The following is a 22,594-nucleotide window of genomic DNA, read 5'->3' on the forward strand; positions in this document are numbered from 1 at the left end:
CCTCTCGGCAACTTAATTTCTTGTGTGGGCGCCTTAGCGTTAGTTTGTTGCGCAAAAAAATGCAACCAACCTTATGCATGCGCAGCAATATCGGGCCACGAATATGACTATTGACCGCACGTAAATAAACGGGCCCATACGCGCGAAAATAAGGAAGTTCTGAGTGTCCAGTCCGCCGCGCGCCATGCCAGTGAACCAGTTAATTCGTGTAAACATCCTCCGAGTAGCGTTTGTTCTGACTCTTCCCCTGACGATATGTGCCGTATCGCCCTGGTCCGGCCCGTTGCGCGAAATAATGGATGTCGTCGGCATCGGGCTTGTCGTCGCAGCAGTTCTTGGGCGGTTCTGGTCGATACTCTACATCGGTGGGCACAAGAACGTGACGGTCATGCAGGACGGCCCCTACTCGATCTGCCGCCATCCCCTTTACCTGTTCTCGACAATTGGCGTGTTGGGCTTCGGCCTCATGCTCGGGTCGGTGGTCATGACGCTCTTGTTGGGGGGCTTAACCTTGGCAGTTCTCTCTATCACCGCGCGCAAGGAAGAGGCATTTCTTCGCGGCAAGTTCGGTCTGACCTATGACGCCTACGCTGTCCGTGTGCCGATGATCGTGCCCCGGCTTTCAGGCTTCAAGACCGAGGCAACTCTGACGATATCGGTCCCTCACTTGCGCCACAACCTGATGGACGCGCTGGTCTTCCTGACGTTCATTCCGCTTGCAAGACTGTTGGAGCATGTTCAGGCTGTGAAGGTTCTTCCCGGCTTTCCTATTTGGTAAGACGGGGCCATCTCAACCTGTAAAGCCGTTTTCCATGATCACTGCGACAGAAGACCGCTTTGCTTTGGCGCAGGCCTTTACTATCAGCCGAGGATCCAAGACTGAGGCGCGGGTGCTGACGGTGCGCATCACTCGGGGCGGCGTTACGGGGTGGGGTGAATGTGTGCCTTATGCCCGCTACGGCGAAACGCTGGAAAGCGTGCGTGCCGCCGTCGATGCCCTGACTTCGAACATAACCCGGCAAGACTTGCAGTACGCGCTTGCCCCCGGTGCTGCGCGCAACGCGGTCGATGCGGCCCTTTGGGACCTTGAAGCAAAGCAGGCAGGGGTGGGCGTCTGGGCGCTTGCCGGCTTGCCTCCGCCCCGGCCCGTTCTGACCGCGTACACCCTTTCCCTCGCCCCTCCGGTGGAGATGAGAAAGGCGGCCAGCCTCAACGCGCACCGGCCGATCCTGAAGATCAAGCTGGGCACCCCTGACGACATGCCCCGGCTGGAGGCGGTGCGCGCGGGTGCGCCGCACTGCCGACTGATTGTCGATGCCAATGAAGGTTGGACGCCCGAGGTCTACACCGACCTTGCACCGCATCTGGTACGGCTGGGGGTCGAACTGGTGGAACAACCCCTTCCCGCCGGGGCAGATGGGATGTTGTCCGAGATTGCCCGGCCGGTTCCGGTGTGTGCCGACGAAGCCTGCCACGACCGGGTCAGCCTTGCCGATCTTCGTGGCAAGTATGATGTGGTGAACCTGAAGCTCGACAAGACCGGCGGATTGACCGAGGCGCTGGCCATGCGGGAGGAGGCGCGGTCGATGGGGTTTCGGGTCATGGTCGGCTGCATGGTCGGATCGTCCCTGGCAATGGCCCCGGCTGTGCTTTTGGCGCAAGGGGCAGATTGGACTGATCTTGACGCGCCGCTGCTTCTGGCCGAAGACCGGGAAAACCCCCTGCACTATGATGCCGATGGGGTGCACCCACCCGACGCCAACCTTTGGGGATAAAACATGAGCCGCACCGTCTATGTGAACGGAGACTACCTGCCGGAAGCGGAGGCGAGGGTTTCGATCTTTGACCGCGGGTTCCTGATGGCCGACGGGGTTTACGAAGTGACGAGCGTGCTGGACGGCAAGCTGATCGACTTCAAGGGTCATGCGAAGCGGTTGGCGCGGTCTTTGGCAGAGCTGGAGATGACGTGCCCGGTGTCGGAGGCGGAGTTGCTGGCGATGCATCGGGAGCTGGTGGCGCGCAACGGGATCGAGCATGGGATGATCTACCTGCAGGTCACGCGGGGCAATCCGGGGGATCGATCGTTCCTGTTTCCCGACCCATCGCTGCCAGGAACGGTGGTGGCGTTCACCCAGAACGTGCCGAACCTGGCCGATGCGCCGGCGGCGAAGGTGGGGTTCAAGGTGATCTCGATCCCGGACCTGCGGTGGAGCCGGGTGGACATCAAGACGGTGCAGCTGCTCTACCCCTCGATGGGCAAGATGGCGGCGAAGAAGGCGGGTGTCGATGACAGCTGGTTTCTGGACGAGGCCGGGGCGGTGACGGAGGGGACGTCGAATAACGCCTACATCGTGAAAGGCAATCGGATCATCACGCGGCAGCTGGGGTCGGACATCCTGCACGGGATCACGCGGGCGGCTGTGCTGCGGTTCGCGGCGGAGGCGCAGTTCGAGGTTGAGGAGCGGCCCTTCACGATCGCGGAGGCGCAGGGGGCGGATGAGGCGTTTTCGACGGCGGCGTCGATCTTTGTGATGCCGGTGGTCGAGCTTGACGGCATGGCAATCGGGACCGGAAAGCCGGGGCCGGTAGCGGTGCGGCTGCGGGAAATCTATCTGGACGAGATGAGGAAGGCCGCGATCTGAGGGCCGTGTCCCACCGTGGGACATTTTTTCGGCCGTTTGAATTCAATGACTTGCGGAGCAGATTAGGAAATCTTTAACGAATTTCCGTGCGCTGTCTGCCTGCTCATTGACTGCAAGAGCTGCGGCAGCGGCATGCGGCGCCAAGTGCAACGGAGGCAGTTCTTCTGGCATTCGGCACTACTGGAGGGTTTCACACCCTCCAGACCTCCCGTGGGATATTTTTTGGACAGACGAAGGACCAAGGGAGGCCAGAGTGTTGGCGCTGTGCCGGACCAGGAGCGCTGGGGAAGGGGAACTTCTGACGCGGGGAGCCTGACGCCAGGATCGTCTGGCGAGCGCGGACGTGGGCGATCAGGCGGCCGTCTGGATCAGATGCACAGTAACGGCGGCGTAGAACACCATGCTCGCGGCCAGCACGAAGACGTGCCAGATCGTGTAGTGAAACGGCAGGCGTTCAAACAAAAAGAAGCCGACACCGATGGTGTAGAGCGCGCCGCCCGTCACGATAAGCAGGGTGACAAGCCATGAGAGGCTGGCAAAGAAATCACTGCCTGCGAAGAGGCCGGCCCAGCCCATTGCCAGCGCGAGGCCGACGGCCACCAATTTCAGCCGGTCGGGAGCCATGATCCGCATGCCGGAGCCTGCCACCGCAGCCCCCCAGAGGCCGGGCAGGAGCCAGCCGCCCTGACCGCCCGACAGCATCAGGAAGGGCGTGTAGGTGGCGGCGATCTTGATGAAGATCGCGGTGTGGTCGAGGTGGCGGAAAAAGGCGCGGCGACGAGTCTCGACGGTCATGTTGTAGAGCGCCGAGCACAGGAGCATAGCGATCAGCGCCACGCCGTAGAGCGTGGTTCCCGCGACGGCCGGGATATCGCCGCGCAGGAATACCGCGAGGCCGACGAGCACCGGCACCGCAACCAGCGCGATTGCGACGCCGGAGACATGGACGGCGGCGTCGCTGAGCCATTCGGCCCTGGTATAGTCATGGCGTGCTGTCAAAAGCATGATTGAGAGGGTAGCACGACTGGCCGTCGCAGCGCGGTAAACGTTGCGTCATGTCAGCGGGGCAGCGGCATTTCCAGCATGGGATCACCGCCGTCGATGAACAGCTTTCCGGTTGGCGTCAGGGCGGCGGCGATACGGGCAAGCGCCTGTTCGGCCAGTTCGGGGTGGCGGCCGTCCAATGCACCGACGCGCATCGCGAAGGCAAGGTCGAAGGGGGCGTCTTCGGGTTGCAGGCGCAGGTCTTCGACGGCGACGTGGCGCAGGCGCAGAAGGCCTGCGGCGATTTCGGTGGTGGAGCGGGCCTGTGCCTGCGAGATGGCGCGGGCGGAGCGGTCGATGCCAAGAACCATTCCCGGCCCGATGCGTGCTGCCACCAGCCGTGCGGCAACACCCGGACCGCAGCCGATTTCAAGGACGCGCATCCCCGGTTGCAGCGGCAGCGCTGCCACGAAATCGGCGATGCGGTCGGAGACGGTCACGGCTTTGGCCCGACGTTTTCGGCAAAGGCCACGTCGAAGGCGGCCTTCTTGACAGCGTCCGCCTCGGTCTGGGTCTGTGCGACCCAATCCGCGTAGGGCATACCGTAGACGATTTCGCGGGCTTCGTCCTTTGTCATCGGGATGCCCTTCGCATTGGCCGCTTCCTGATACCAGCGCGACAGGCAGTTGCGGCAGAAGCCACCGAGGTTCATCAGGTCGATGTTCTGCACGTCAGGGCGCTTTTCCATCAGGTGATGGAGGAGGGCGCGGAAGGCGGCGGCTTCAAGTTCGATGCGGGTGGTGTCGTCCATCAGAGGGTCTCCAGCACTTGCGAAAGGAGGGGGGCGAGGCGGTCGGCCCAGTGGCGCTGACCAACGCTGGTGTCGATCAGATCGTTCCTGAGTTCGATCAAGGTGTTCAGGCGGCCTTTTGCAAGGGCGTGGCGGTCGATTGCATCGCCGGGCAGGTGGCCAGAGTAGGGTTCGTTGTCACCGATGCAAAGGTCGGGTTCGGCCATCAGGCGGGCGATCAGGGGTTTCGACAGGCGTTCGTCGAGGTGGCTGTAGAGGATGCCGACGTGCCAGGGCCGGGGCGGGCGGCCGTTGAGGCGGGGCGTGAAGGAGTGGATCGCCACGATCACAGTGTCTTCGCGTCGCGCGGCGAGGCGGCCGTAGGCGTCGTGATAGGGGCGGTAGAGCCGGTCGAGGCGGTCTTCGACGGCGGCGGGGGTGATGTTGCGGTTGGCGGGGATGATGGTGCCGTCGTAAAGCTGCATCACGAGGGTCGGGTCATCCTCGCCCCGGTTCGGGTCGATCACGAGGCGGGAGAAATCCGACAGGATCACCGGGCTGTCGAGCCGTTCGCCCAAGGCAAGTGCCAGACCGGCGGCGCCGACATCCCAGGCGATGTGGCGGGCCATGTCTTCGGGGCCGATGCCGAGCGAGCCGCCGCCGATCCATTCAGGCACATGGTTGGAGGCGTGGTCGCAGGTAACGAGCCAGCGACCGGGTCGTGCCTTGCCTTCGATGCGGAATGCCATCATTGCCCCCGTTCAGTGCTGGCCAAGGGCTAGTGGATTGGTGCGGGGACGTCCATCGGGGCAAAGCGTGCGATGCGCAAAAGTGCCCGGTTGCCCAATGGCCCGGTTTGCGCGATAAGGCCAGCGGCCCACGATACAGATGCACACGACGAAAAGGAAAAAGGCATGAGACGCCTTCGGAACGTGAAGATTGTGGCCACCCTCGGGCCGGCTTCCAGCAGCTATGAGATGATCAAGGCTTTGTTCGAGGCGGGGGCAGATGTGTTCCGGCTGAACATGAGCCACGGGGTGCATGAGGATATTCGCAAGCGCCACGAGATCATCCGCCGGGTCGAGGCGGAGACCGGGCGGCCGATCGCGATTCTGGCCGATTTGCAGGGGCCGAAGCTGCGGGTCGGGGTCTTTGCCAATGGCGAGGAAGACCTGATTGAGGGGGCGGCGTTCCGGATGGACCTGTCGTCGGCGCCGGGCGATGTGAACCGGGTGCAATTGCCGCATCCGGAGATTTTCGCAGCGCTGGAGCCGGGGTCGTCGCTGTTGGTGAACGACGGCAAGATCCGGTTGCAGGTAAAGGATTGCGGCAAGGATTACGCCAACTGCACCGTGACGGTTGGCGGCACCATCTCGAACCGCAAGGGCGTGAACGTGCCGGACGTGGTGCTGCCGCTGGCGGCCTTGTCGGAGAAGGACCGGGGCGATCTGGAGTTTGTCTGCGCGCTGGGCGTGGACTGGCTGGCGCTGAGTTTCGTGCAGCGGCCGGAGGATGTGCTGGAGGCGCGGGCCTTGGCCAAGGGGCGGGCGGCGATCATGTCGAAGATCGAGAAGCCGGCGGCGGTGAAGGCGTATGACGCCATTTTGCAGGTGAGCGACGGGATCATGGTGGCGCGGGGCGATCTGGGGGTGGAACTGCCGGTGACCTCGGTGCCGCCGATCCAGAAGCGGCTGGTGCGTGGGGCGCGGGCGGCGGCGAAACCGGTGATCGTGGCGACGCAGATGCTGGAATCGATGATCGAAAGCCCGGTGCCGACGCGGGCCGAGGTTTCGGACGTGGCGACGGCGATCTACGAGGGTGCTGACGCGGTGATGCTGTCGGCGGAATCGGCGGCGGGGAAGTACCCGGTCGAGGCGGTGCGCACGATGAATGCGGTGGCGATGAGCGTGGAAAGCGACCCGACCTTCCGGTCGGTGATCGAGGCGAGCCGTGTGGTGCGGCGCGAATCGATTGCAGACGGGATCGTGGCGGCGGCGCGCGAGATTGCCGAGGCCACCAACATCAAGGCGATCTGCTGCTTCAGCCAGTCCGGCACCACGGCGGCGCTGGTCGCACGTGAGCGGCCTCATGTGGCGATTCTGGCGCTGACGCCGTTGATGTCTACCGCGCGGCGGATGGCGCTGACCTGGGGCACGCATTGCGTGATCACCGAGCCGCAGGACCGGTTCAAGGGCGCGGTGCTGGCCGCGATCCGGGCCGCACGGGATGGCGGCTTTGCCACCGACGAGGACCAGATCGTGGTGACCGCGGGCGTGCCGTTCAACGTGAAGGGTACAACCAACATCCTGCGTGTGGCGCCTTGCGATGAACGATTGATTTCGCGGGTCGACCCCGAGTAACATCCGGCCAGCGCAGTCTTTTCGCGAGGGACAGATGGACGCCGACCTCATCCTGACGATCGGAGTTGCGTTGTTCATCGTCACCATTCCGTCGCTGCTTTCGGCGTTTTCCGAAGGCGAACCGCCCCGTGTGGGAGCGATCCTTCTGATCGCGTCTTTGGGACTGGTGGTGACCGCGGTGACCACCAAGCCCGGCGGCTATGCGTTTCGCGAGGTGCCGGGCATCATGCTGGATGTGACGGCGCGCTATATCAAGTGATCCCTTGCAGGTTTGGCGCGCCGGCCTTATAGGGGCGGCTCGATACCCCGCACGGCCGGCCAACGTGGCATGCCGAGTCGTGCCTGAAACCATGGAGATGGAAATGCCCAAGATGAAGACCAAGTCGGCGGCGAAGAAGCGTTTCAGCTTCACGGCCTCCGGTCGGGCGAAAGCTGGCGTCGCCGGCAAGCGCCACGGCATGATCAAGCGCACGACGAAGTTCATTCGCGATGCTTCCGGTACGATGCTGTTGTCCGCCTCGGACACCAAGATCGTCAAGAAGTACATGCCCTACGACCGGTAAGGAGAGCACCAGATGTCCCGCGTTAAATCCGGCAAGGTGACCCACGCCCGTCACAAGAAAGTAATCAAGGCAGCCGCCGGTTACTATGCCGCCCGTTCCACGAACTTCCGTACCGCCACCCAGGCGGTCGACAAGGCCAACCAGTACGCGACCCGCGACCGCAAGACCCGCAAGCGCAACTTCCGCGCGCTGTGGATCCAGCGGATCAACGCTGCCGTCCGGTTGTTCGATGCCGAGATGACCTATTCGCGCCTGATCAACGGTCTGGCGAAAGCCGGGATCGAAGTGGACCGCAAGGTTCTGGCCGATCTGGCAGTGCATGAGCCGGAGGCGTTCAACGCCATTGCCGGCCAAGCGAAAGCCGCGCTGGTCTGAGTTCAGGTCTAGACGAGATTTGGAAAAGGCCCTGCGGAAACGCGGGGCCTTTTGCTTTTATGCCGCGTCTGTGGCCGGGGCTGAAGCGAGGGGTTTCACACCCCTCGCGCTCCGCCCCGAAAAACGAGGGGTTTCACACCCCTCGCGCTCCACTCCGAAAAGCGAGGGGTTTCACACCCCTCGCGCTCCCCGTGGGATATTTTCACGAAGGGGAAGGAGAGTTTTGGTCGAAGTGTCGGGGTTCAGCGGTTGAAGACCCGACTTGGCTGGAGTTCGCCGCTGCGGTAGTGGCCGACCGCGATGGCCTGTCCGTTCAGGCTGGCCCAGCCTTCGGTGCCCCAGTCGGCGGAGGCGATGACCATGCCGGGGTTGCCGTTGCGCAGGCGGATGGCGCCTTCGGGGGTGGCAGGGAATTCCGGCAGGTCGGCGAGGCCGAGTTCGAGGGGCAGGAGGCGGGCGTCGAGGGCGTCGGTTTTCGCCTCGGCGTCGATCTGGTCGAGGGTGACGGCGTCCTTTGCATGGAACGGGCCGGACCATTCGCGGCGTAGCCATTGGACGTGGCCGAGGCAGCCGAGGGTCTGGCCAAGGTCGCGGGCTATGGAGCGGACGTAGCCGCCCTTGCCGCAGACCATTTCAAGGAGCGCATGATCCGGGTCCGGGCGGGCGAGAAGCGTCAGGCTGTCGACCCAGAGCGGGCGGGCGGCTAGATCCATTACCTCGCCTTCGCGGGCGAGGTCGTAGGCGCGTTCGCCATCGACCTTCACGGCGGAGAACTGCGGGGGAACTTGCTGGATGTCGCCCCGGAAGGCGGCGAGGGCAGCTTCGATTTCAGCGTCGGTGGGCCGCTGGTCGCTGCGCTGGATGACCTCGCCTTCGGCGTCGTCGGTGGAGGTGGCGGCGCCGAAGGTGACCATGAAGCGGTAGCATTTCAGCGCGTCGGTGATGTAGGGCACGGTCTTCGTCGCCTCGCCCAGGGCGATGGCGAGGACGCCGGTAGCGGCGGGATCGAGGGTGCCGGCGTGACCGGCCTTCTGTGCCGAAAGCGCCCATTTCACCTTGTTGACCACGGCGGTCGAGGTGATTCCTGCCGGCTTGTCGACGATCAGCCAGCCGGAGATGGCGCGGCCCTTTTTGGTGCGGCCCACGGGATCAGCCTTTCGGGACGACGGTTCCGACGATCGGCCCCATCGGGAAGCCGCCGTCATGGCGGTTGAGGGAGGGGGCGTAGAGGCGGGAGATGTTGCCATCGAAGTAGAGCGCGTCGGAGAGGCCAAGTTCGTCGCGGAAGAAGCGGGCGAAGCTGTGGAAGTTGACCGGATCGTTCGAGATGACGAAGACCGCGCGGGTTCCGTCGTTGGAGACGCCGACGCCGTTGCGGATGTAGGTGCTGTCGCTAGTGGGCAGGAGTTTGGGGTGAAGCTTGCCGTTCAGCACCAGCATCGGGCCGGACTGGGTGGCGAAGCGGCAGTCGGGGGCTTCGTCGCGAAAGGTGCGGCTTTCGATCACGCGAAAGGTGTCGGCAATGCAGAAGACGCCGTTGGGCAGGAGGCCAAAGTTGCCGGGGCCGTCGCGGGTGACGAGGCGGGCGGTCTGGGTGCCGTTTTCGATGTAAAGCCCGACCGGGGCGAGATCGCGGTGATACATGCCGGCGTTCATCGCAAAACCTAGGGTCTGGTCTTCGGTTTCAAGCGCTGCGTTGACCTTGGCGAAGCTGCCGTAGGGGCCGTCGGGGCCGGTGTGGAAGAGGCGGAGGTCTTCGGTGATTGCAACGTCGCAGAGGGTGTAGGAGGCGCCATCGAAGCTGGTGTCGCGGCAGTCCGCAGCCTGGGCAAGCGCGGGGGTCAGGAGCAGGAGACCCAGCAGACGGAGGAGCATTCAGGCATCCTCGTCGGGGGTGGTGTGGGGGGGGCTATCGGGGGCGGAGACATCGCGCTGAACGGTGGGGTTGGAAAACAGGCGGCGGGATTCGTCGAGCCGGTCGAAGGTTTCGTCGGCACGGAAGCGCAGGTCGGGCGCGTGTTTCAGCGTGAGTTCCTGGCTGATGCGGTGGCGCAGTTCGCCCTTGTTGCGGGCAAGGGCCGCAACGGCATCGGCGATCGGGACGGAGCCCATCAGCGGCATGACGTAGACGGTAGCGATCTTGAGGTCGGCGGAGACCGACACCTCGCCCACGGTGATGGACATGGCGGAAAGGGCGGTGTCGTGGATCTCGCCCCGATTGAGGATATCGGCCAGGGTGCGGCGAATGAGTTCGCCGACGCGAAGCTGGCGTTGCGAGGGGCCGGAGGTGTTGAAGCGTTTGGCTGACATTCGGGTCATGTAGGCTGTTTCGCCTGCGCCCGCAACGGCGGGCTTTTGTGCGGTGCAGGAAGGCGCTAGGACGGGGGAAACGGGGGGCGTGCGATGAGTGAACTGCCGGGGATCGTGGTGACCGGGGCGTCGGGGCGGATGGGGCAGATGCTGATCCGCATGGTGCAGGTTTCGGACAAGGCGCGGCTGGTGGCCTGCGTGGAGCGGGCGGGCCATGCGTGGGTCGGGCGCGACGTCGGCGAGGCGATGGGCGGGGCGGCCGTGGGTGTGGTGGTGACGGACGATCCGTTGGAGGCGTTTGCAAAGGCGCAGGCGGTGGTGGATTTCACCTCGCCGGCAGCGACGGTTCAGTTTGCGGCACTGGCGGCACAGGCGCGGGCCGTCCACGTGATCGGGACGACAGGGCTGGAGGCAGAGCATCTGGCGAAGATCGAGGCGGCGAGCCGTCATGCGGTGATCGTGCGGGCGGGGAACATGTCGCTGGGGGTGAACTTGCTGACCCGGTTGACGCGAAAGGTGGCCGAGGCGCTGGATGCCGATTGGGATATCGAGATCGTCGAGGCGCACCACCGGATGAAGGTGGACGCGCCGTCCGGCACCGCGCTGATGCTGGGCGAGGCGGCGGCGGCGGGGCGGGGTGTGGCGCTGGCGGATGCGCGGGTTTCCGGGCGGGACGGGATTACCGGCGCGCGGGAGCGGGGGACCATCGGGTTCTCGGCCATTCGGGGCGGCGATATCGTGGGCGAGCATGACGTGATCTTTGCCGCCGATGGCGAGCGGATCGTGCTGCGCCATATCGCGACGGACCGGACGGTGTTTGCGCGCGGTGCGTTGAGGGCGGCGATCTGGGGTCAGGGCAAGAAGCCCGGGCAGTATGACATGATGGACGTGCTGGGGCTTTGACGGAATTGTGATCCAGTCAGGGGCCGTGCGCGTAGAAAACGGTTATTCAGTCTTCGCCGGGTTCTGATCGGGGTCATCATGCTGCGTATTTCAGCACTTTCGCTTGTTGCCATGCTTGCCGCGTTTCCGGTTGCCGCGAACGATTTCGCGCCGGTGCGGGAAAAGACCGAGTTCCTGTCCCTTGTTGAAGGGCGCGATCTGCGGATCGGGCTTTACAACCTGACGCTCAACGTGCTGCCGGACGGGCAGATCAAGGGCCGTGCCCTTGGGTGGGACATCACGGGGTCATGGTCGTGGAAGGACGGTTATTTCTGCCGCGAGATGGACTGGAGCGGGATGGAGATCGGCTACGACTGCCAGTTGGTCGAGGTCGAAGGGGCCGACAAGGTGCGGTTCACGGTCGACCGGGGCAATGGTGACAGCGCGTCGTTCAAGCTGCGCTAGAAGTCGATCGCGAGACCCTTTTTTTCCCAATCGCCGTAGCGGACAGGCTCCGGACCATCACGGCCGCCGAGTTCGGTTGGAAGGGCGTCTTTCGCCTCGTCCGCCTTGCGGCGGGCCTCGGCTTCGGCAAGGGCGCGTTTGGCGGCTGGGGGCAGGTCTTTATCGTCCATCGGGCAATTCCTTGTGCCGGTATCCTGCCTGATATACGCCGCTGGCTGCAGTCAACAAGGGGATGGGCATGGCCGAAGGTGTGGCCGCACGCGCGGCGGCGGTGGAATTGCTGGGCGCCGTGCTGGGCGACGGGCGGATGCTGGCCGATCTGGCAGAGCCGGAATTGCCGGCCAGCGACCGGGCGCGGGCGATGCGACTGGCGGCGGATGTGCTGAGGCATCTGGAGCCGGTGGACAGGGTGCTGTCAAAGCACCTGCGCAAAGTACCGCCCCTGATGGTGATGAACGTGCTTCGGCTGGCGGTGGTGGAGCGCGCGATGGGCGCGCCCGCGCATGGCGTGGTGAACGCTGCGGTCGAGATGGTTCGGCGTGGCAAGCGCACGGGGCATTTGGCGGGGCTGGTGAACGCGGTGCTGCGCGCGGTGCCGGAGACCGGGATTCTGGACGGATTGCCGCCGCAGCGGATGCCGCGCTGGCTGCGCCAGCCGTTGGTGCATCTGCACGGGCGCGAGGTGGTGGAGGCGATCGAGGCGGTGCAGGCGGGGCATCCGCCGATCGACCTGACGTTGCGGGCCGGGCGGGTGGCGCCCGAAGGTGAGATGCTGCCGACAGGGAGCCTGCGGTTGAGAGAGGGCGGACAGTTGACCGCGCTGCCGGGGTTCGCCGATGGCGCGTGGTGGGTGCAGGACGCGGCGGCGGCGCTGGTGGCGCGGATGGTGGATGCAAAGCCCGGCGAGCGGGTGCTGGACCTGTGCGCGGCACCGGGTGGCAAGACGATGCAACTGGCCGATGCCGGGGCCGTGGTGGTGGCCTTGGACATTTCCGGGCCGCGGATGGCGCGGGTGGCCGAAAACCTCGCGCGGACTGGGCTGACCGCCACGCTGGTCGTGGCAGATGCGTTGCAGTGGGAGCCGGAGGCGGCGTTCGATGCAATCCTCCTCGATGCACCCTGTTCGGCGACCGGGACGATCCGGCGGCATCCGGACTTGCCCTTCGTGAAGGACGGGTCGGAGGTCGAAGGGCTGGTCGCGTTGCAGGCGGCGCTGATCGACCGGGCGCTCGGCTGGTTGAAGCCCGGCGGGCGGCTGGTGTTTTCGACCTGCTCGCTGTTGCCGGAAGAGGGCGAGGCGCAATTGGCGGCGGCGCTGGAGCGGCATCCGGGGCTGGCGGTGGAGCGGGTGGACTTGGCGGGGGTGGAGCCGGGCTGGTGGACCGATGCTGGCGGTTTGCGGCTGCGGCCGGACTACTGGGCGGAGCGTGGGGGGATGGACGGATTCTTCATGGCTCGGCTGCGGGCGTGAGCGCGCTTGGCTGGCCCCGGAGGGTTTCACACCCTCCGGACCTCCCGTGGGATATTTCTGCAAAGAGGAAGACCGGGGGTCAGGGTTTAGGCGGGAACATCCGGTAGTAGAGCCAGTCGGGCAGGACCTGGCCGCCGCGGAATAGCCAGCTGAAGAGGGTGGGGAAGCTGATCTTGAAGCGGTCGGTGGTCATGTGGCGGAACATGATGTCGGCGGCGGCTTCGGGTTCCATGATGAAGGGCATGGTGAAGTCGTTTTTCGCGGTAAGGCGTGTCTTGATGAAGCCGGGGTTGGCGAGTTGGACCGTGATGCCTGTCTTGCGCAGGTCGGCGTAGAGAGATTCGGCGAGAACCATCGTGCCCGCCTTGGAGGCAGCGTAGCCGATGGCGCCGGGCAGGCCGCGGAAGCCCGAGAGCGAGCCGGTGATGACGACGTGGCCGGTGCCGCGCGCGACCATGCCGGGGAGGGCTGCGCCGATGATGCGGGCGCAGCCGGTGAAGTTGATGTCGCACATGGTTTCGACCTGGGTTGCGTCCCAGGCCTTGGCGTCAACCGGCCAGTAGACGCCGGCAAGGAACACCACGCCGTCGATCGGGCCGAGGGTGGCTGCGGCGGCGCGGACGCTGTCGGGCGAGCCTACGTCGAGGGGGAGGGCGGTGGCTTTGCCGGGAAGGCTCGACACGGCGGCGGCGAGGGTTTCAGTGTTGCGGGCGGAGAGGATCAGGTCAGCCCCGGCGGCGCTGAGTTTATGGGCGAGGGCGAGGCCGAGGCCTTCGGAGGCGCCGACGAGCCAGTAGCGTTTGCCTTTGAAATCCCTCATTCGGCGGGGGTGCCAATCGGGGCCGGGACGCGGCGCATGGTGGCGACAAGCTCGGCGACCTTGATGCCGAACTTGCGGAACTGCGAGCGGTTCATGATGGTGCCGTTGTCCATCAGGTACATCCAGTCGATCACGTCAAGCTCGTGTCCGCCGGCTTCGGGCGTTAGCTTGATGCGGTATTGCAGCACCACGGCGGAGCCTTCGGCGCGGCCGGTGCCGGTGCCGACGACATCGGGCGCGGTGGCTGCGATGCTGCCGTCGTTGCCAAGGCGCATGGTCCAGGCGCGGTCTTGGACGGTGCCGCTGTCGTATCGGAAGGTCTCAGCCAGGGTCCCGGTGTTGCCATCCCATGTGCCGTGCATGTCGGCCACGAAGCGCGAGGTCACGCGGCCTGTGGGGCCGTAGATCACGCCTTCGCAGAGGATCGGGCCGGAGAGGTGGTGGCGGAGATCGAACTGCGGACCCTTTGAGTAATCGGCGGGGCGCTGGGCGGGGAAGGCGGCATAGCGGCCACGCAGGATCACCGCAGCGAGGGTGAGGAGGGCACCGGTCAGGATGGCAGCGAGGATCGTCATGGGGTGGTGCCTTCGATGGGGTCCGGGACGGGTGTCCGGGCGAGGAGCGTGATTGCCATGAGCTTCAATACGCAAGGAAGCGCTGCGTAGATCAATGTGAGGGTGAAAAGCGCGGATTCTGTGTTGGTAGCACCGGGCGTGAAGCCTGCGCGGTCGAGCGCCGGGAGGATGGTTGCGGCGGCGAGGGCGAGGGAGAGTTTGGAGACGAAGGACCAGAGGCCGAAGGCGGCGGCCTCGCCGCCCTGGCCGATCTGTGCGAGGCGCCGGGCGAAGATGGCGGGCAGAAGGGTGAGGTCGGCGCCGAGGGCTGCCCCGGAGGCGGCGCAGATGATGGCGAAGGCGACGGTGTCGCCGGTGGAGAGGGTGGCCGTCCAGAGGAAAGCTGCGATCGCGAGCGACATGGCCGCGAGGAGGGTGCGCTTGGCGCCGTGGCGTTGGGCGAGGCGGCTCCAGACCGGGGTGGAGGCGGCGGCCGAGAGGAAGAAGAGGAGGAGGAGCGGGCCTTCGAGGCCGGGGGCGGCAAGGCGGCTTTCGACGAAGAAGAGGAAGAGGGTGGAGGTGACGGCAACGGGGGAGGCGTTCAGGAGGGCGATGAGAAGAAGGCGCCGGGCGAGTGGGTCGGACAGCGCGGGGCGGAAGAGGGCGAGGGGGTTGGTGGTGGGGAGGGGCGCGCCCATGCCCCAGTTGCCGCGCATGGCGAGGGTGGCCACTATGGCAAGCGCGGTGAAGAGAACGGCGAAGAGGGCGAAGGGGGAGGAGGTGAGGCCGGCGAGCGCCACGGGGGCGACGGCGGCGAGGCAAACGCCAAGGAGCGAGCCGCCCTCGCGCCAGCCGGCAAGGCGGATGTGGCCTTGCGGGCCGAGGGTGGCGGCCTTGGCCACGCCTTCGGCGTAAAAGCAGATGGTGAGGAAGGAGAAGGCGGAGAAGAGGCCGGTGAGCGTGAGGGCGAACCACAGGAGCGGGGCGATGGGTGGGGCGACGGCGAAGAGGCCGAGCATGGAGAGCGCCATGATGGCGGTGGCGATGGCGACCCAGAGGGCGCGGCTTTTGCGGCCCGTTTCGGCCAGCCAGCCGAGGACCGGGTCTTGCACCACGTCGAAAAGGCGCAGGAGCGCGAGGGTCACCCCAAGGGCGGCGAGCGAGACGCCGTAGCTGTCGACGTAGAACTTTGGCGCGTGGATGTAGATCGGCAGGCCGGCGGCGGCGATCAGCGCCGCGAAGAGCGACCAGGCCGGCAGGCCAGCGGCGCGGGTGGTCATCGGGTGACGTCTTCGGGCGGGGGAAGCGGGCGGTTGTGGAACTTGACCCGCTTCAGCGCCAGTTTCAGCGCCTGCCAGTGGATCAGTGCCAGTACCCGGCGCGAGCCGAACGGGCGGCGGAGGCAGGTGGCGAGGATGCCTGCGGTGGTCAGGGGGGTGCGCGGGCCGGTCAGGTTGGTGAACAGGCCGCCCGACTGGGTGGTGTAGTCGATCCAGATGCCGATACGGTCGGCGCGGATGTCAAAACGGAAGACATAGGCGCCTTCGACGGGCTGGAACGGCGAGACGTGGAAGATCTTGCGGGCGCGGATGGTATCTTCGCGGGTGATCGGCGCGCGGTCATCGCGGTGGCAGAGGTAAGAGTGGCGGTCACCATAGGTGTTCGTCACCTCGGCAATCGCGGCGCGGAGGTGGCCGAGGTGATCGTAGCAAAGCCAGAAGCTGACCGGGTTGAAGACGTGACCCATGACGCGCGGCTGGGCGAGCAGGAGGATGCGGTGGTCGCCGGCAAGCCCGTGTTCGGCCAGCACCTCGCGCACCCAAGCGGTGCCCCGGCCCTGACCGGGCGTGCCGCCGTGATCGGCGTCATGCACCGAAAAGAGGTTGCGGGCGTTGCGGGAAAAGAGGCGCGGGCCTTTCGAGCGGTCTGGGTCCAGCAGGACGTAATCGACAGAGTAGCGGAAGGCGTTCTGCACGGCGCCCTTGCGACCATGAAATGTCTCGCCGCTGATCCGTTCTACTTGCATCATGCGGCCTGAAGCATCGGCAGGCGGCCCATCGCCTCGACCACGTCGACGGCGGAGGCGAAGCCGTCTTCGTGAAAGCCATTGCGCATCCACGCGCCGCAGAACCAGGTGGAGTGGCTGCCGTTCATCGCGCGGATCGTGTCTTGTGCGGCGAGGGCCGCCACGTCGAATACCGGGTGGTGGAAGGTGGTCACGTCATGGATCAGACGGTCGTCGATGGCGCGGTTGGTGTTGAGGGTGACGAACAGGGGGTCGTCCTGCGGGATCGGTTGCAGCGAATTCATCCAGTATGTCAGGTCGATTTTGTTGCCGGCGCCGCCCTTGGGTTCGACGTAGGACCACGACGACCAGACCTTGCGGGATTTCGGCATCAGCGAGGTGTCGGAATGAAGGATTGCCTCGTTCGGCTGGTAGCGCACGGCGGACAGCGCGGCGGTCTCGGCCGGGGTGGGGTCGGCCAGAAGGCGCAGCGTCTGGTCGGAATGGGTGGCGAAGATCACGTCGTCGAATAGTTCCCACTCGCCACCGATGGCGCGGACGAGGACGGAGCCTGCCTCACGCTTGACCGCCGCGATGGGCGAGGCGAGGCGGATGTCGACGCCTTGGGACTGCATCGCGGTTTGCAGGCGGTTGACATACTGGATGGAGCCGCCCTTGACGGTATACCACTGGTGCTGGCCTTCGTAGCCTAGGAGCGCATGGTTGCGGAAGAAGCGCACCAGGGCCTGCGCCGGGAAATCGAGGATGCCCGCAGTGGGGGTGGACCAGATCGCGCCAGAGAAGGGCGTGATGTAATGGTCGCGGAAGTAGGACCCGGTGCCGAGGGTTGCCAGAAGCTCGCGGATCGTCATGGCGGGGTCGGTGGCGACGCGTTCGGCATGTTTGTTGAAGTGCAGGATGTCGCGGATCATGCGCAGGAAGCGCGGGTTGGCAGCGTTGCGGCGCTGGGCGAAGATCGCGTCAAGCGAGGCGAGGCCGTATTCGACGCGACCCCCGTCGATCGAGGCGCCGAACGACATCGAGCTTTCGGTGACGGGCACGTCGAGTTTTTCGAACAGGCGGACGAGGTGGGGGTAGTTCACCCGGTTGAAAACGATGAAGCCGGTGTCGACCGGCTGTTCGCCGCGCTTGCCTGCGAGAACCGTGCGGGCGTGGCCGCCAAGGCGACCTTCGGCCTCGAACAGCACGACGGAATTGGTGTCGGCCAGCATGTGCGCGGCCGCCATGCCGGATATGCCCCCCCCGATAACGGCGATGCGGCGACGGGCGTTACCCGGAGTTTCAAACGGCATGTGGCAGTGTTCCCTGAGTGCTTTTGACGTTTTACGGACAAAAGCCGTCACTGGATCAGGTGTAAAATATTTTTGACAGTCAAGGGTTGACACAGTGCGCTTGGCACCCAGTTTCCCGAAAAGTGATCCGGTGAACATCGTGGTGCGTAGATTTGCCATGATGTTTGATGCAAGCCAAGACGTTATGGTACAGGAAGCCGCTGAGCCGCAACCACCTGTTGTGGGAAAGCTGCGCCATGACAAGGGTTTGCGGGTGTCGAACGGAGACGAGACAGATTGGGCGGGCCTGATGATCCGGGTGCGCGACCATCAGGACAAGGCGGCTTTTGCCGCGTTGTTCAGGCACTTTGCCCCACGGGTGAAGGGCTTTTTGATGAAGTCGGGTGCCGGAGCGACGCTGGCCGAGGAATGTGCGCAGGACGTGATGGCGACGCTTTGGCAAAAAGCGCATCTATTCGACCCGGCGCGGGCAAGCGTGGCGACATGGGTGTTCACCATCGCCCGCAACCGGCGGATCGACGCGCTGAGGAAGGCGCGTCGGCCTGAGCCGGAGGAATTGGACTGGGGACCGGAGCCCGAGCCTGATCAGGCCGAGGTGATGGAAACCCAGGAGGAGACGGAGCGGCTGGGCCGTGCGTTGGCGGGGTTGCCGGAACGGCAGCGGTCGCTGATCGAGCGGGCCTTCTACGGCGAGTTGTCGCACAGCGAGATTGCCGCAGAGACGGGGCTGCCTCTGGGAACGATAAAATCGCGCATCCGGCTGGCGCTGGACAAGCTGCGGCACGAGATGATGTGAAGGACGAAGTGAACATGACGATACGTCACCATTTGTCGGACCAGCTGCTGATGGGCTATGCGGCCGGACAGCTGCCCGAGGCGTTCAACCTTGTGGTCGCGACGCATGTGTCGCTGTGCGACGAATGCCGGGCGCGGCTGGCGTCCTATGACACGCTGGGCGGGGCCTTGATCGAGGATCAGGGCAACGTCGAGATGGCAGAGGCGGCGCTGGAGGCGGTGATGGCGCGGATCGAGGGGATGCCGCAGGCAACCCAGCGCGCGCCGATGCAGGCCTCGGGGATCTTTCCGGCACCGTTGGCCGATTATGTCGGCGGTGATCTGAGCGCGGTGAAGTGGCGGTCGATCGGTATGGGCGTGAAGCAGGCGATCCTGCCGACCGGAAATGATGCCTCGGCGCGGCTTTTGTACATTCCCGCCGGGGTCGCGGTGCCGGACCACGGTCACCGGGGGATGGAGTTGACGCTGGTGTTGCAGGGCGCATTTGCCGATGCCAACGACCGGTTCGACCGGGGTGATCTGGAGATTGCCGACGAGAACCTTGAGCATACGCCGGTGGCGATGGCGGGGCAGGACTGCATCTGTCTTGCGGCGACTGATGCGCCCTTGCGGTTCCGCAAGTTCCTGCCGCGCCTGGCGCAGCCGCTGTTCAGGATCTGATCGGCGCGGATTTGGCCGACCGCCGGAGGGTTTCACGCCCTCCGTACTTCCCGTGGGATATTCTTCCAAAGAGGAAGGCGGATTTTAATCAAATTGTTTGGGTACGCCTTGCAGTTGAACTGCAAGGAAGCGCCCGCTGACCTTGGCGATCCCCGCCAGCATGACGAGGTCGTGCGGGTGAAGCGGCGTGTCGTTCACCCGGGCATCCGACAGGGCGAAGAGGGCCCAGTGACCGTCTGGCAGGGTTTCGGGTGCGTGGGTCACGCGCACAGCGGGGCGCGGCAGGTGGCGCGCGGTCATCACGTTGAAATCTTCGGACGGCGCTGTGACGTTGCTGGCGGTGATGGGGATGTCGCCGGGGAAGGCGACGGGATTGAGCGGGCTGGCGTGCAGGGTGAGGTTTTCGCCGGAGAGGGTGAAGCCCGGGCCGGTGAGGACGGTTAGGTTGCGTTCGATGCCGGGGAACAGGGAAAACGGGCCATTTTCGCTGACCGTGGCCATCGAGAGGCGGAGGATCAGGTGGCCGCTTTCTTCGAGACGGTAAAGTTCGGTGGTGGTGCCGCGACCGTTGGCCCAAGGCTGGCGGCGATAGTCTGCGGGGGTAAGGTGGATCATTCTGCGGCGCGCGGGGCGATCAAGGGGGCGGGGTCGTTCGGGGCGATTTCCTCGAAATCGAAGTTGTCGAGGCGGCGGGCGCGTTTGCCGGCCTTTTCGGACGACACCTTGATGTCTTCGATATCCTTCGCGGCTTGGCCGAAGTGGCGGTCAAGGCTTTCGACGCGGGTGCCGAGGCGGTCGACGTCGGCGTAAAGCAGCGCCAGTTCCTTGCGTATCGCACCGGCCTGTTCGCGCATCCGGGCGTCTTTCAGCACTGCGCGCATCGTGTTGAGCGTGGCCATGCAGGTGGTGGGCGAGACGATCCAGACCTTTACTGCAAAGCCTTCGCGCACGATTTCGGGGAAATTGGCGTGCAGTTCGGCATAGACCGCTTCGGAGGGAAGGAACATCAGCGCGCCGTCGGCGGTTTCGCCTTCGATGATGTATTTTTCCGATATCGCGCGGATGTGGGCGCGGACGGCGGTGCGCATCTGTTGTGCGGCCTCCACTACGCCGCGGGGGGTGTCGGCGCGACGGATGGCTTCATACGCTTCGAGCGGGAATTTCGCGTCGATGACGATGGGGCCGGGTGGATTTGGCAGGTGGATCAGGCAGTCGGCGCGGCGGCCGTTACTGAGGGTGGCCTGCATTGTGTAGGCGTCTTTCGGCAGCGCTTTTTGCACGATGTCGTGCAACTGGATTTCGCCGAAGGCGCCGCGGGTTTGTTTGTTGGACAGAATGTCTTGCAGGCTGAGAACGTTACCAGACAGCTTTTCGATGTTGGCCTGCGCCTTGTCGATGGTTTCCAGTCGTTGTTGCAGTTCACCCAAGGACCGCGCGGTGCGGGTGGCGCTGCCGTGCAGGCTGTCACCCATCGCGCGCTGCACTTCTGCGAGGCGCTGTTCCACGACCTGCAGCATGGCGGTCTGGCTGACGGCCTGCGCTTCGGAGACGTGATGGAGGCCGCCCGCGAGGCGTTCCTGGCCGTCGCCCAATTGCTGGACGCGTTGGGCGAGCCAGCCGATTTCGCGCATCAGGGGTTCGGCGAGAGTCGAGGATTTGCGGGTGCTGCGCAGGATCATGACGAGGAAGGCGAGAAGCGTCAGCGCCACCGCGCCAAGGATCAGCGCCTCGGGGTCGTTCCATGCAAAGGTCTGGCCGAACAGAGTGATCATCTGCGTCCGAAGAGCCGTTCGATATCGTGGAGCTTGAGTTCGACATAGGTCGGGCGGCCGTGGTTGCACTGACCGGAAAGGGGGGTCGCCTCCATCTCGCGCAGGAGGGCGTTCATTTCCTCGGCGCGCATCTGGCGGCCGGACCGGACGGAGCCGTGGCAGGACATGCGCGACAGGATGGCGTCGATCTTTCCTTGCAGAAGGGTGCTGTCGCCGGTGTCGGCAAGTTCGTCGAGGATGTCGCGGATCAGGGCTTTGGCGCTGACCGGGCCGAGGATGGCGGGGGTTTCGCGGATGGCGATGGCGGTGCCGCCGAAGGGTTCGATGGCAAGGCCGAGGCGGGCAAGGTCGGGGGCGGCGTCAAGGATGCGGGCGGCGTCGGTGGGGGACAGATCGACGATTTCGGGGATGAGGAGTGCCTGGGCGGTGATGCCAGAGGTGGCCATCTGGGCCTTGAGGCGTTCGTAGACGAGGCGTTCGTGGGCGGCGTGCTGGTCGACGATGACGATGCCGGTGGCGGTCTGGGCGATGATGTAATTCTCATGCACCTGCGCGCGGGCGGCACCGAGGGGGCCATCGGCGGCGATTGCGGGCTCAAACCGAGCTGCGGGGCTTTCGGCGAAACCGGGGGAGCGGGGTTCGGGCGACTGGAACGCGAAGGCGGCGGCGAGGCTGGTCTGGCTGGGGCGGTCGATGTGATGCACGGGGCGCATCGCGGCGAGGGTCTCGGTCGCGACGGTGGTCGACGCGCGGTGGCCGGCGCCCGAAAGGGCGGTGCGCAGCGCGGTGATGATGAGCGAACGGGCGGCGTCGGGTTCGCGGAAGCGGACCTCGGCCTTGGCGGGGTGGACGTTAACGTCGACGCGCTGGGGGTCGACAATCAGGTTCAGGACGGCGGCAGGGTGTCGGTCCCGGCTGAGGACGTCGAAATAGGCGGCGCGGAGGGCGCCGTAGAGCATGCGGTCAAGGACAGGGCGGCCGTTGACGAAAAGGTGCTGTTGGGCGGAAGAGCCGCGCGAGTAGGTGGGCAGGGCGGCGTAACCGGCAAGGCGGAGGCCGTCGCGCTCGGCGTCGATGGCAAGCGCGTTGTCGATGAAATCATGGCCGAGGATGCCGGAGAGGCGATTGGCCAGCGCGTCGGGCGAGAACGGCTGCGGGTCGGCGCGGAAGAGGACACGGGACGCGCCAGCGCTGACCTCGTTGAGCGTGAAGCCGGTGTGGGGTTCGGCCATTGCGAGGCGGCGGATCACCTCGGCAATGGCCTGCACCTCGGCGCGGTCGGAGCGGAGGAATTTAAGGCGCGCAGGGGTGGCGTAAAAGAGGTCGCGCAGTTCGACGACGGTGCCGCGTGTCAGGGCGGCGGGGCGCGGGGCGGAGAGGCGGCCCGCGTCGCAGGTGATCTGCGCGGCGTCGTGGAGTTGGGCGCGAGAAGTTATGGTCAGGCGGCCGACGGAGCCGAGGCTGGGGAGGGCTTCGCCGCGAAACCCGAAGGAGCGGATATCGAGGAGGTCGGAGCCGTCGATCTTTGATGTGGCGTGACGTGAGAGGGCGAGCGGCAGGTCGGCGGCGGTCATGCCGCAGCCATCGTCGGTGACGCGGATCAGCGTCTTGCCGCCATCGGCGATGTCGACGGTTATGCGACTGGCCCCGGCATCCAGCGCGTTTTCGACCAGTTCCTTCACTGCCGAGGCGGGACGTTCCACAACCTCGCCCGCCGCGATGCGGTTGATCGCGGCCTCATCCAGTTGGCGGATGACCGGGCGGCCTTCGGAGCCCGTTATCTTGGGGGTATGAAGAGTCATGCCCCTAGGTGTAGCAGGCGCGGACGAGTCG

Annotated in this window: 28 protein-coding genes; 12 read left to right on the plus strand and 16 right to left on the minus strand. The window is 65.5% G+C overall.

Annotated features, from left to right (window positions below):
• Window positions 1-163 precede the first annotated feature (163 nt).
• Genes ACROUL_RS02720 through ACROUL_RS02730 form a run of 3 tightly spaced genes read left to right on the plus strand, consistent with a single transcriptional unit; the run spans window position 164 to window position 2,642 of the window.
• Window positions 164-778 (plus strand): methyltransferase family protein, encoded by a 615-nt coding sequence (locus ACROUL_RS02720; protein ID WP_431298018.1) that lies wholly within the window; start codon window positions 164-166, stop codon window positions 776-778.
• A gap of 34 nt (window positions 779-812) precedes the next feature.
• Window positions 813-1,775, plus strand: coding sequence for an N-acetyl-D-Glu racemase DgcA (dgcA, locus tag ACROUL_RS02725; protein WP_431298019.1), 963 nt, complete (start codon window positions 813-815; stop codon window positions 1,773-1,775).
• A 3-nt stretch (window positions 1,776-1,778) separates the two neighbouring features.
• Window positions 1,779-2,642: a D-amino-acid transaminase gene (locus ACROUL_RS02730; RefSeq protein WP_431298020.1), complete on the plus strand. Its 864-nt coding sequence runs from the start codon at window positions 1,779-1,781 to the stop codon at window positions 2,640-2,642.
• Between the two features lie 351 nt (window positions 2,643-2,993).
• Here the strand turns inward: ACROUL_RS02730 and trhA are convergent, their stop codons facing one another.
• From trhA to ACROUL_RS02750, 4 genes are read right to left on the minus strand one after another with little or no spacing between them, the layout of a single operon-like run.
• Entirely contained in the window at window positions 2,994-3,647 is a 654-nt protein-coding gene (gene trhA, locus ACROUL_RS02735; protein ID WP_431298021.1) for a PAQR family membrane homeostasis protein TrhA, read from the minus strand.
• 53 nt (window positions 3,648-3,700) lie between these two features.
• On the minus strand, window positions 3,701-4,126 hold the full coding sequence (locus tag ACROUL_RS02740; protein ID WP_431298022.1) for an SAM-dependent methyltransferase: 426 nt from the start codon (window positions 4,124-4,126) through the stop codon (window positions 3,701-3,703).
• Window positions 4,123-4,437: a DUF1244 domain-containing protein gene (locus ACROUL_RS02745; protein ID WP_431298023.1), complete on the minus strand. Its 315-nt coding sequence runs from the start codon at window positions 4,435-4,437 to the stop codon at window positions 4,123-4,125. The genes ACROUL_RS02740 and ACROUL_RS02745 overlap by 4 nt, the downstream gene beginning before the upstream one ends.
• Window positions 4,437-5,168, minus strand: a complete 732-nt coding sequence (locus ACROUL_RS02750) for an N-formylglutamate amidohydrolase (protein WP_431298024.1) — start codon at window positions 5,166-5,168, stop codon at window positions 4,437-4,439. Before ACROUL_RS02750 ends, ACROUL_RS02745 begins: the two co-directional genes overlap by 1 nt.
• 162 nt (window positions 5,169-5,330) lie before the next feature.
• On the opposite strand from ACROUL_RS02750, the gene pyk reads away from it, so the two are divergent.
• The 4 genes from pyk to rplT all read left to right on the plus strand — a co-directional run bounded on the left by pyk (window position 5,331) and on the right by rplT (window position 7,714).
• Window positions 5,331-6,776 carry a pyruvate kinase gene (pyk, locus tag ACROUL_RS02755; RefSeq protein ID WP_431298025.1) on the plus strand — a complete coding sequence of 482 codons (1,446 nt, stop codon included), beginning with the start codon at window positions 5,331-5,333 and terminating at the stop codon, window positions 6,774-6,776.
• A gap of 34 nt (window positions 6,777-6,810) precedes the next feature.
• A complete protein-coding gene (locus ACROUL_RS02760) occupies window positions 6,811-7,035 on the plus strand; it encodes a hypothetical protein (protein ID WP_431298026.1) in 225 nt (74 codons plus the stop codon).
• 103 nt (window positions 7,036-7,138) lie between these two features.
• Window positions 7,139-7,339, plus strand: coding sequence for a 50S ribosomal protein L35 (gene rpmI, locus ACROUL_RS02765; RefSeq protein WP_100196796.1), 201 nt, complete (start codon window positions 7,139-7,141; stop codon window positions 7,337-7,339).
• 12 nt (window positions 7,340-7,351) lie between these two features.
• Window positions 7,352-7,714 carry a 50S ribosomal protein L20 gene (gene rplT / locus ACROUL_RS02770; RefSeq protein ID WP_431298027.1) on the plus strand — a complete coding sequence of 121 codons (363 nt, stop codon included), beginning with the start codon at window positions 7,352-7,354 and terminating at the stop codon, window positions 7,712-7,714.
• A 242-nt stretch (window positions 7,715-7,956) separates the two neighbouring features.
• On the opposite strand, the gene truB is transcribed toward rplT, so the two are convergent.
• Genes truB through rbfA form a run of 3 tightly spaced genes read right to left on the minus strand, consistent with a single transcriptional unit; the run spans window position 7,957 to window position 10,024 of the window.
• Complete coding sequence (gene truB, locus ACROUL_RS02775; protein WP_431298028.1) at window positions 7,957-8,859, minus strand: tRNA pseudouridine(55) synthase TruB; 903 nt, start codon at window positions 8,857-8,859, stop codon at window positions 7,957-7,959.
• Between the two features lie 4 nt (window positions 8,860-8,863).
• Window positions 8,864-9,589 carry a phosphodiester glycosidase family protein gene (locus ACROUL_RS02780; protein WP_431298029.1) on the minus strand — a complete coding sequence of 242 codons (726 nt, stop codon included), beginning with the start codon at window positions 9,587-9,589 and terminating at the stop codon, window positions 8,864-8,866.
• Window positions 9,590-10,024, minus strand: a complete 435-nt coding sequence (gene rbfA, locus ACROUL_RS02785) for a 30S ribosome-binding factor RbfA (RefSeq protein WP_431301232.1) — start codon at window positions 10,022-10,024, stop codon at window positions 9,590-9,592.
• A 93-nt stretch (window positions 10,025-10,117) separates the two neighbouring features.
• On the opposite strand from rbfA, the gene dapB reads away from it, so the two are divergent.
• A complete protein-coding gene (gene dapB, locus ACROUL_RS02790) occupies window positions 10,118-10,927 on the plus strand; it encodes a 4-hydroxy-tetrahydrodipicolinate reductase (protein WP_431298030.1) in 810 nt (269 codons plus the stop codon).
• Window positions 10,928-11,005: 78 nt separating this feature from the next.
• A complete protein-coding gene (locus tag ACROUL_RS02795; protein ID WP_431298031.1) occupies window positions 11,006-11,371 on the plus strand; it encodes a dihydrodipicolinate reductase in 366 nt (121 codons plus the stop codon).
• Here ACROUL_RS02795 and ACROUL_RS02800 read toward each other — a convergent pair.
• Window positions 11,368-11,541: a DUF1674 domain-containing protein gene (locus ACROUL_RS02800; RefSeq protein WP_431298032.1), complete on the minus strand. Its 174-nt coding sequence runs from the start codon at window positions 11,539-11,541 to the stop codon at window positions 11,368-11,370. The two genes, ACROUL_RS02795 and ACROUL_RS02800, sit on opposite strands and share 4 nt — an antisense overlap.
• Window positions 11,542-11,609: 68 nt before the next feature.
• Between ACROUL_RS02800 and ACROUL_RS02805 the strand changes: the two genes are divergently transcribed.
• Window positions 11,610-12,842 (plus strand): RsmB/NOP family class I SAM-dependent RNA methyltransferase, encoded by a 1,233-nt coding sequence (locus ACROUL_RS02805; protein ID WP_431298033.1) that lies wholly within the window; start codon window positions 11,610-11,612, stop codon window positions 12,840-12,842.
• Between the two features lie 79 nt (window positions 12,843-12,921).
• Here the strand turns inward: ACROUL_RS02805 and ACROUL_RS02810 are convergent, their stop codons facing one another.
• From ACROUL_RS02810 to ACROUL_RS02830, 5 genes are read right to left on the minus strand one after another with little or no spacing between them, the layout of a single operon-like run.
• Window positions 12,922-13,662, minus strand: a complete 741-nt coding sequence (locus ACROUL_RS02810; protein ID WP_431298034.1) for an SDR family NAD(P)-dependent oxidoreductase — start codon at window positions 13,660-13,662, stop codon at window positions 12,922-12,924.
• Window positions 13,659-14,237 carry a DUF3833 domain-containing protein gene (locus ACROUL_RS02815; protein ID WP_431298035.1) on the minus strand — a complete coding sequence of 193 codons (579 nt, stop codon included), beginning with the start codon at window positions 14,235-14,237 and terminating at the stop codon, window positions 13,659-13,661. Before ACROUL_RS02815 ends, ACROUL_RS02810 begins: the two co-directional genes overlap by 4 nt.
• Window positions 14,234-15,496, minus strand: coding sequence for an MFS transporter (locus ACROUL_RS02820; protein WP_431298036.1), 1,263 nt, complete (start codon window positions 15,494-15,496; stop codon window positions 14,234-14,236). The genes ACROUL_RS02815 and ACROUL_RS02820 overlap by 4 nt, the downstream gene beginning before the upstream one ends.
• Window positions 15,493-16,242: a DUF1365 domain-containing protein gene (locus ACROUL_RS02825; protein ID WP_431301233.1), complete on the minus strand. Its 750-nt coding sequence runs from the start codon at window positions 16,240-16,242 to the stop codon at window positions 15,493-15,495. The genes ACROUL_RS02820 and ACROUL_RS02825 overlap by 4 nt, the downstream gene beginning before the upstream one ends.
• Entirely contained in the window at window positions 16,242-17,534 is a 1,293-nt protein-coding gene (locus ACROUL_RS02830; RefSeq protein ID WP_431298037.1) for an NAD(P)/FAD-dependent oxidoreductase, read from the minus strand. The genes ACROUL_RS02825 and ACROUL_RS02830 overlap by 1 nt, the downstream gene beginning before the upstream one ends.
• 289 nt (window positions 17,535-17,823) lie before the next feature.
• Between ACROUL_RS02830 and ACROUL_RS02835 the strand changes: the two genes are divergently transcribed.
• Window positions 17,824-18,330 (plus strand): sigma-70 family RNA polymerase sigma factor, encoded by a 507-nt coding sequence (locus tag ACROUL_RS02835; RefSeq protein WP_431301234.1) that lies wholly within the window; start codon window positions 17,824-17,826, stop codon window positions 18,328-18,330.
• 14 nt (window positions 18,331-18,344) lie between these two features.
• Window positions 18,345-18,989 carry a ChrR family anti-sigma-E factor gene (locus tag ACROUL_RS02840; RefSeq protein WP_431298038.1) on the plus strand — a complete coding sequence of 215 codons (645 nt, stop codon included), beginning with the start codon at window positions 18,345-18,347 and terminating at the stop codon, window positions 18,987-18,989.
• A gap of 84 nt (window positions 18,990-19,073) precedes the next feature.
• On the opposite strand, the gene ACROUL_RS02845 is transcribed toward ACROUL_RS02840, so the two are convergent.
• Genes ACROUL_RS02845 through mutL form a run of 3 tightly spaced genes read right to left on the minus strand, consistent with a single transcriptional unit; the run spans window position 19,074 to window position 22,563 of the window.
• A complete protein-coding gene (locus tag ACROUL_RS02845; protein WP_431298039.1) occupies window positions 19,074-19,604 on the minus strand; it encodes a HutD/Ves family protein in 531 nt (176 codons plus the stop codon).
• A complete protein-coding gene (locus ACROUL_RS02850; protein WP_431298040.1) occupies window positions 19,601-20,761 on the minus strand; it encodes a DNA recombination protein RmuC in 1,161 nt (386 codons plus the stop codon). The genes ACROUL_RS02845 and ACROUL_RS02850 overlap by 4 nt, the downstream gene beginning before the upstream one ends.
• Window positions 20,758-22,563 carry a DNA mismatch repair endonuclease MutL gene (gene mutL, locus ACROUL_RS02855; RefSeq protein WP_431298041.1) on the minus strand — a complete coding sequence of 602 codons (1,806 nt, stop codon included), beginning with the start codon at window positions 22,561-22,563 and terminating at the stop codon, window positions 20,758-20,760. The genes ACROUL_RS02850 and mutL overlap by 4 nt, the downstream gene beginning before the upstream one ends.
• Window positions 22,564-22,594 lie beyond the last annotated feature (31 nt).

It is taken from the genome of Tabrizicola sp. BL-A-41-H6, from assembly GCF_050632395.1.
Classification (GTDB): domain Bacteria; phylum Pseudomonadota; class Alphaproteobacteria; order Rhodobacterales; family Rhodobacteraceae; genus JAUYQR01.

What these genes read in the sequence shown, in the direction of transcription:
- dgcA (WP_431298019.1), top strand. Translation starts at nt 813, where the DNA reads ATGATCACTGCGACAGAAGACCGCTTTGCTTTGGCGCAGGCCTTTACT.
- ACROUL_RS02730 (WP_431298020.1), top strand. Translation starts at nt 1,779, where the DNA reads ATGAGCCGCACCGTCTATGTGAACGGAGACTACCTGCCGGAAGCGGAG.
- trhA (WP_431298021.1), bottom strand. Translation starts at nt 3,647, where the DNA reads ATGCTTTTGACAGCACGCCATGACTATACCAGGGCCGAATGGCTCAGC.
- ACROUL_RS02745 (WP_431298023.1), bottom strand. Translation starts at nt 4,437, where the DNA reads ATGGACGACACCACCCGCATCGAACTTGAAGCCGCCGCCTTCCGCGCC.
- ACROUL_RS02750 (WP_431298024.1), bottom strand. Translation starts at nt 5,168, where the DNA reads ATGATGGCATTCCGCATCGAAGGCAAGGCACGACCCGGTCGCTGGCTC.
- pyk (WP_431298025.1), top strand. Translation starts at nt 5,331, where the DNA reads ATGAGACGCCTTCGGAACGTGAAGATTGTGGCCACCCTCGGGCCGGCT.
- ACROUL_RS02760 (WP_431298026.1), top strand. Translation starts at nt 6,811, where the DNA reads ATGGACGCCGACCTCATCCTGACGATCGGAGTTGCGTTGTTCATCGTC.
- rpmI (WP_100196796.1), top strand. Translation starts at nt 7,139, where the DNA reads ATGCCCAAGATGAAGACCAAGTCGGCGGCGAAGAAGCGTTTCAGCTTC.
- rplT (WP_431298027.1), top strand. Translation starts at nt 7,352, where the DNA reads ATGTCCCGCGTTAAATCCGGCAAGGTGACCCACGCCCGTCACAAGAAA.
- ACROUL_RS02780 (WP_431298029.1), bottom strand. Translation starts at nt 9,589, where the DNA reads ATGCTCCTCCGTCTGCTGGGTCTCCTGCTCCTGACCCCCGCGCTTGCC.
- rbfA (WP_431301232.1), bottom strand. Translation starts at nt 10,024, where the DNA reads ATGTCAGCCAAACGCTTCAACACCTCCGGCCCCTCGCAACGCCAGCTT.
- dapB (WP_431298030.1), top strand. Translation starts at nt 10,118, where the DNA reads ATGAGTGAACTGCCGGGGATCGTGGTGACCGGGGCGTCGGGGCGGATG.
- ACROUL_RS02795 (WP_431298031.1), top strand. Translation starts at nt 11,006, where the DNA reads ATGCTGCGTATTTCAGCACTTTCGCTTGTTGCCATGCTTGCCGCGTTT.
- ACROUL_RS02800 (WP_431298032.1), bottom strand. Translation starts at nt 11,541, where the DNA reads ATGGACGATAAAGACCTGCCCCCAGCCGCCAAACGCGCCCTTGCCGAA.
- ACROUL_RS02805 (WP_431298033.1), top strand. Translation starts at nt 11,610, where the DNA reads ATGGCCGAAGGTGTGGCCGCACGCGCGGCGGCGGTGGAATTGCTGGGC.
- ACROUL_RS02810 (WP_431298034.1), bottom strand. Translation starts at nt 13,662, where the DNA reads ATGAGGGATTTCAAAGGCAAACGCTACTGGCTCGTCGGCGCCTCCGAA.
- ACROUL_RS02815 (WP_431298035.1), bottom strand. Translation starts at nt 14,237, where the DNA reads ATGACGATCCTCGCTGCCATCCTGACCGGTGCCCTCCTCACCCTCGCT.
- ACROUL_RS02820 (WP_431298036.1), bottom strand. Translation starts at nt 15,496, where the DNA reads ATGACCACCCGCGCCGCTGGCCTGCCGGCCTGGTCGCTCTTCGCGGCG.
- ACROUL_RS02825 (WP_431301233.1), bottom strand. Translation starts at nt 16,242, where the DNA reads ATGCAAGTAGAACGGATCAGCGGCGAGACATTTCATGGTCGCAAGGGC.
- ACROUL_RS02830 (WP_431298037.1), bottom strand. Translation starts at nt 17,534, where the DNA reads ATGCCGTTTGAAACTCCGGGTAACGCCCGTCGCCGCATCGCCGTTATC.
- ACROUL_RS02835 (WP_431301234.1), top strand. Translation starts at nt 17,824, where the DNA reads ATGATCCGGGTGCGCGACCATCAGGACAAGGCGGCTTTTGCCGCGTTG.
- ACROUL_RS02840 (WP_431298038.1), top strand. Translation starts at nt 18,345, where the DNA reads ATGACGATACGTCACCATTTGTCGGACCAGCTGCTGATGGGCTATGCG.
- ACROUL_RS02845 (WP_431298039.1), bottom strand. Translation starts at nt 19,604, where the DNA reads ATGATCCACCTTACCCCCGCAGACTATCGCCGCCAGCCTTGGGCCAAC.
- ACROUL_RS02850 (WP_431298040.1), bottom strand. Translation starts at nt 20,761, where the DNA reads ATGATCACTCTGTTCGGCCAGACCTTTGCATGGAACGACCCCGAGGCG.
- mutL (WP_431298041.1), bottom strand. Translation starts at nt 22,563, where the DNA reads ATGACTCTTCATACCCCCAAGATAACGGGCTCCGAAGGCCGCCCGGTC.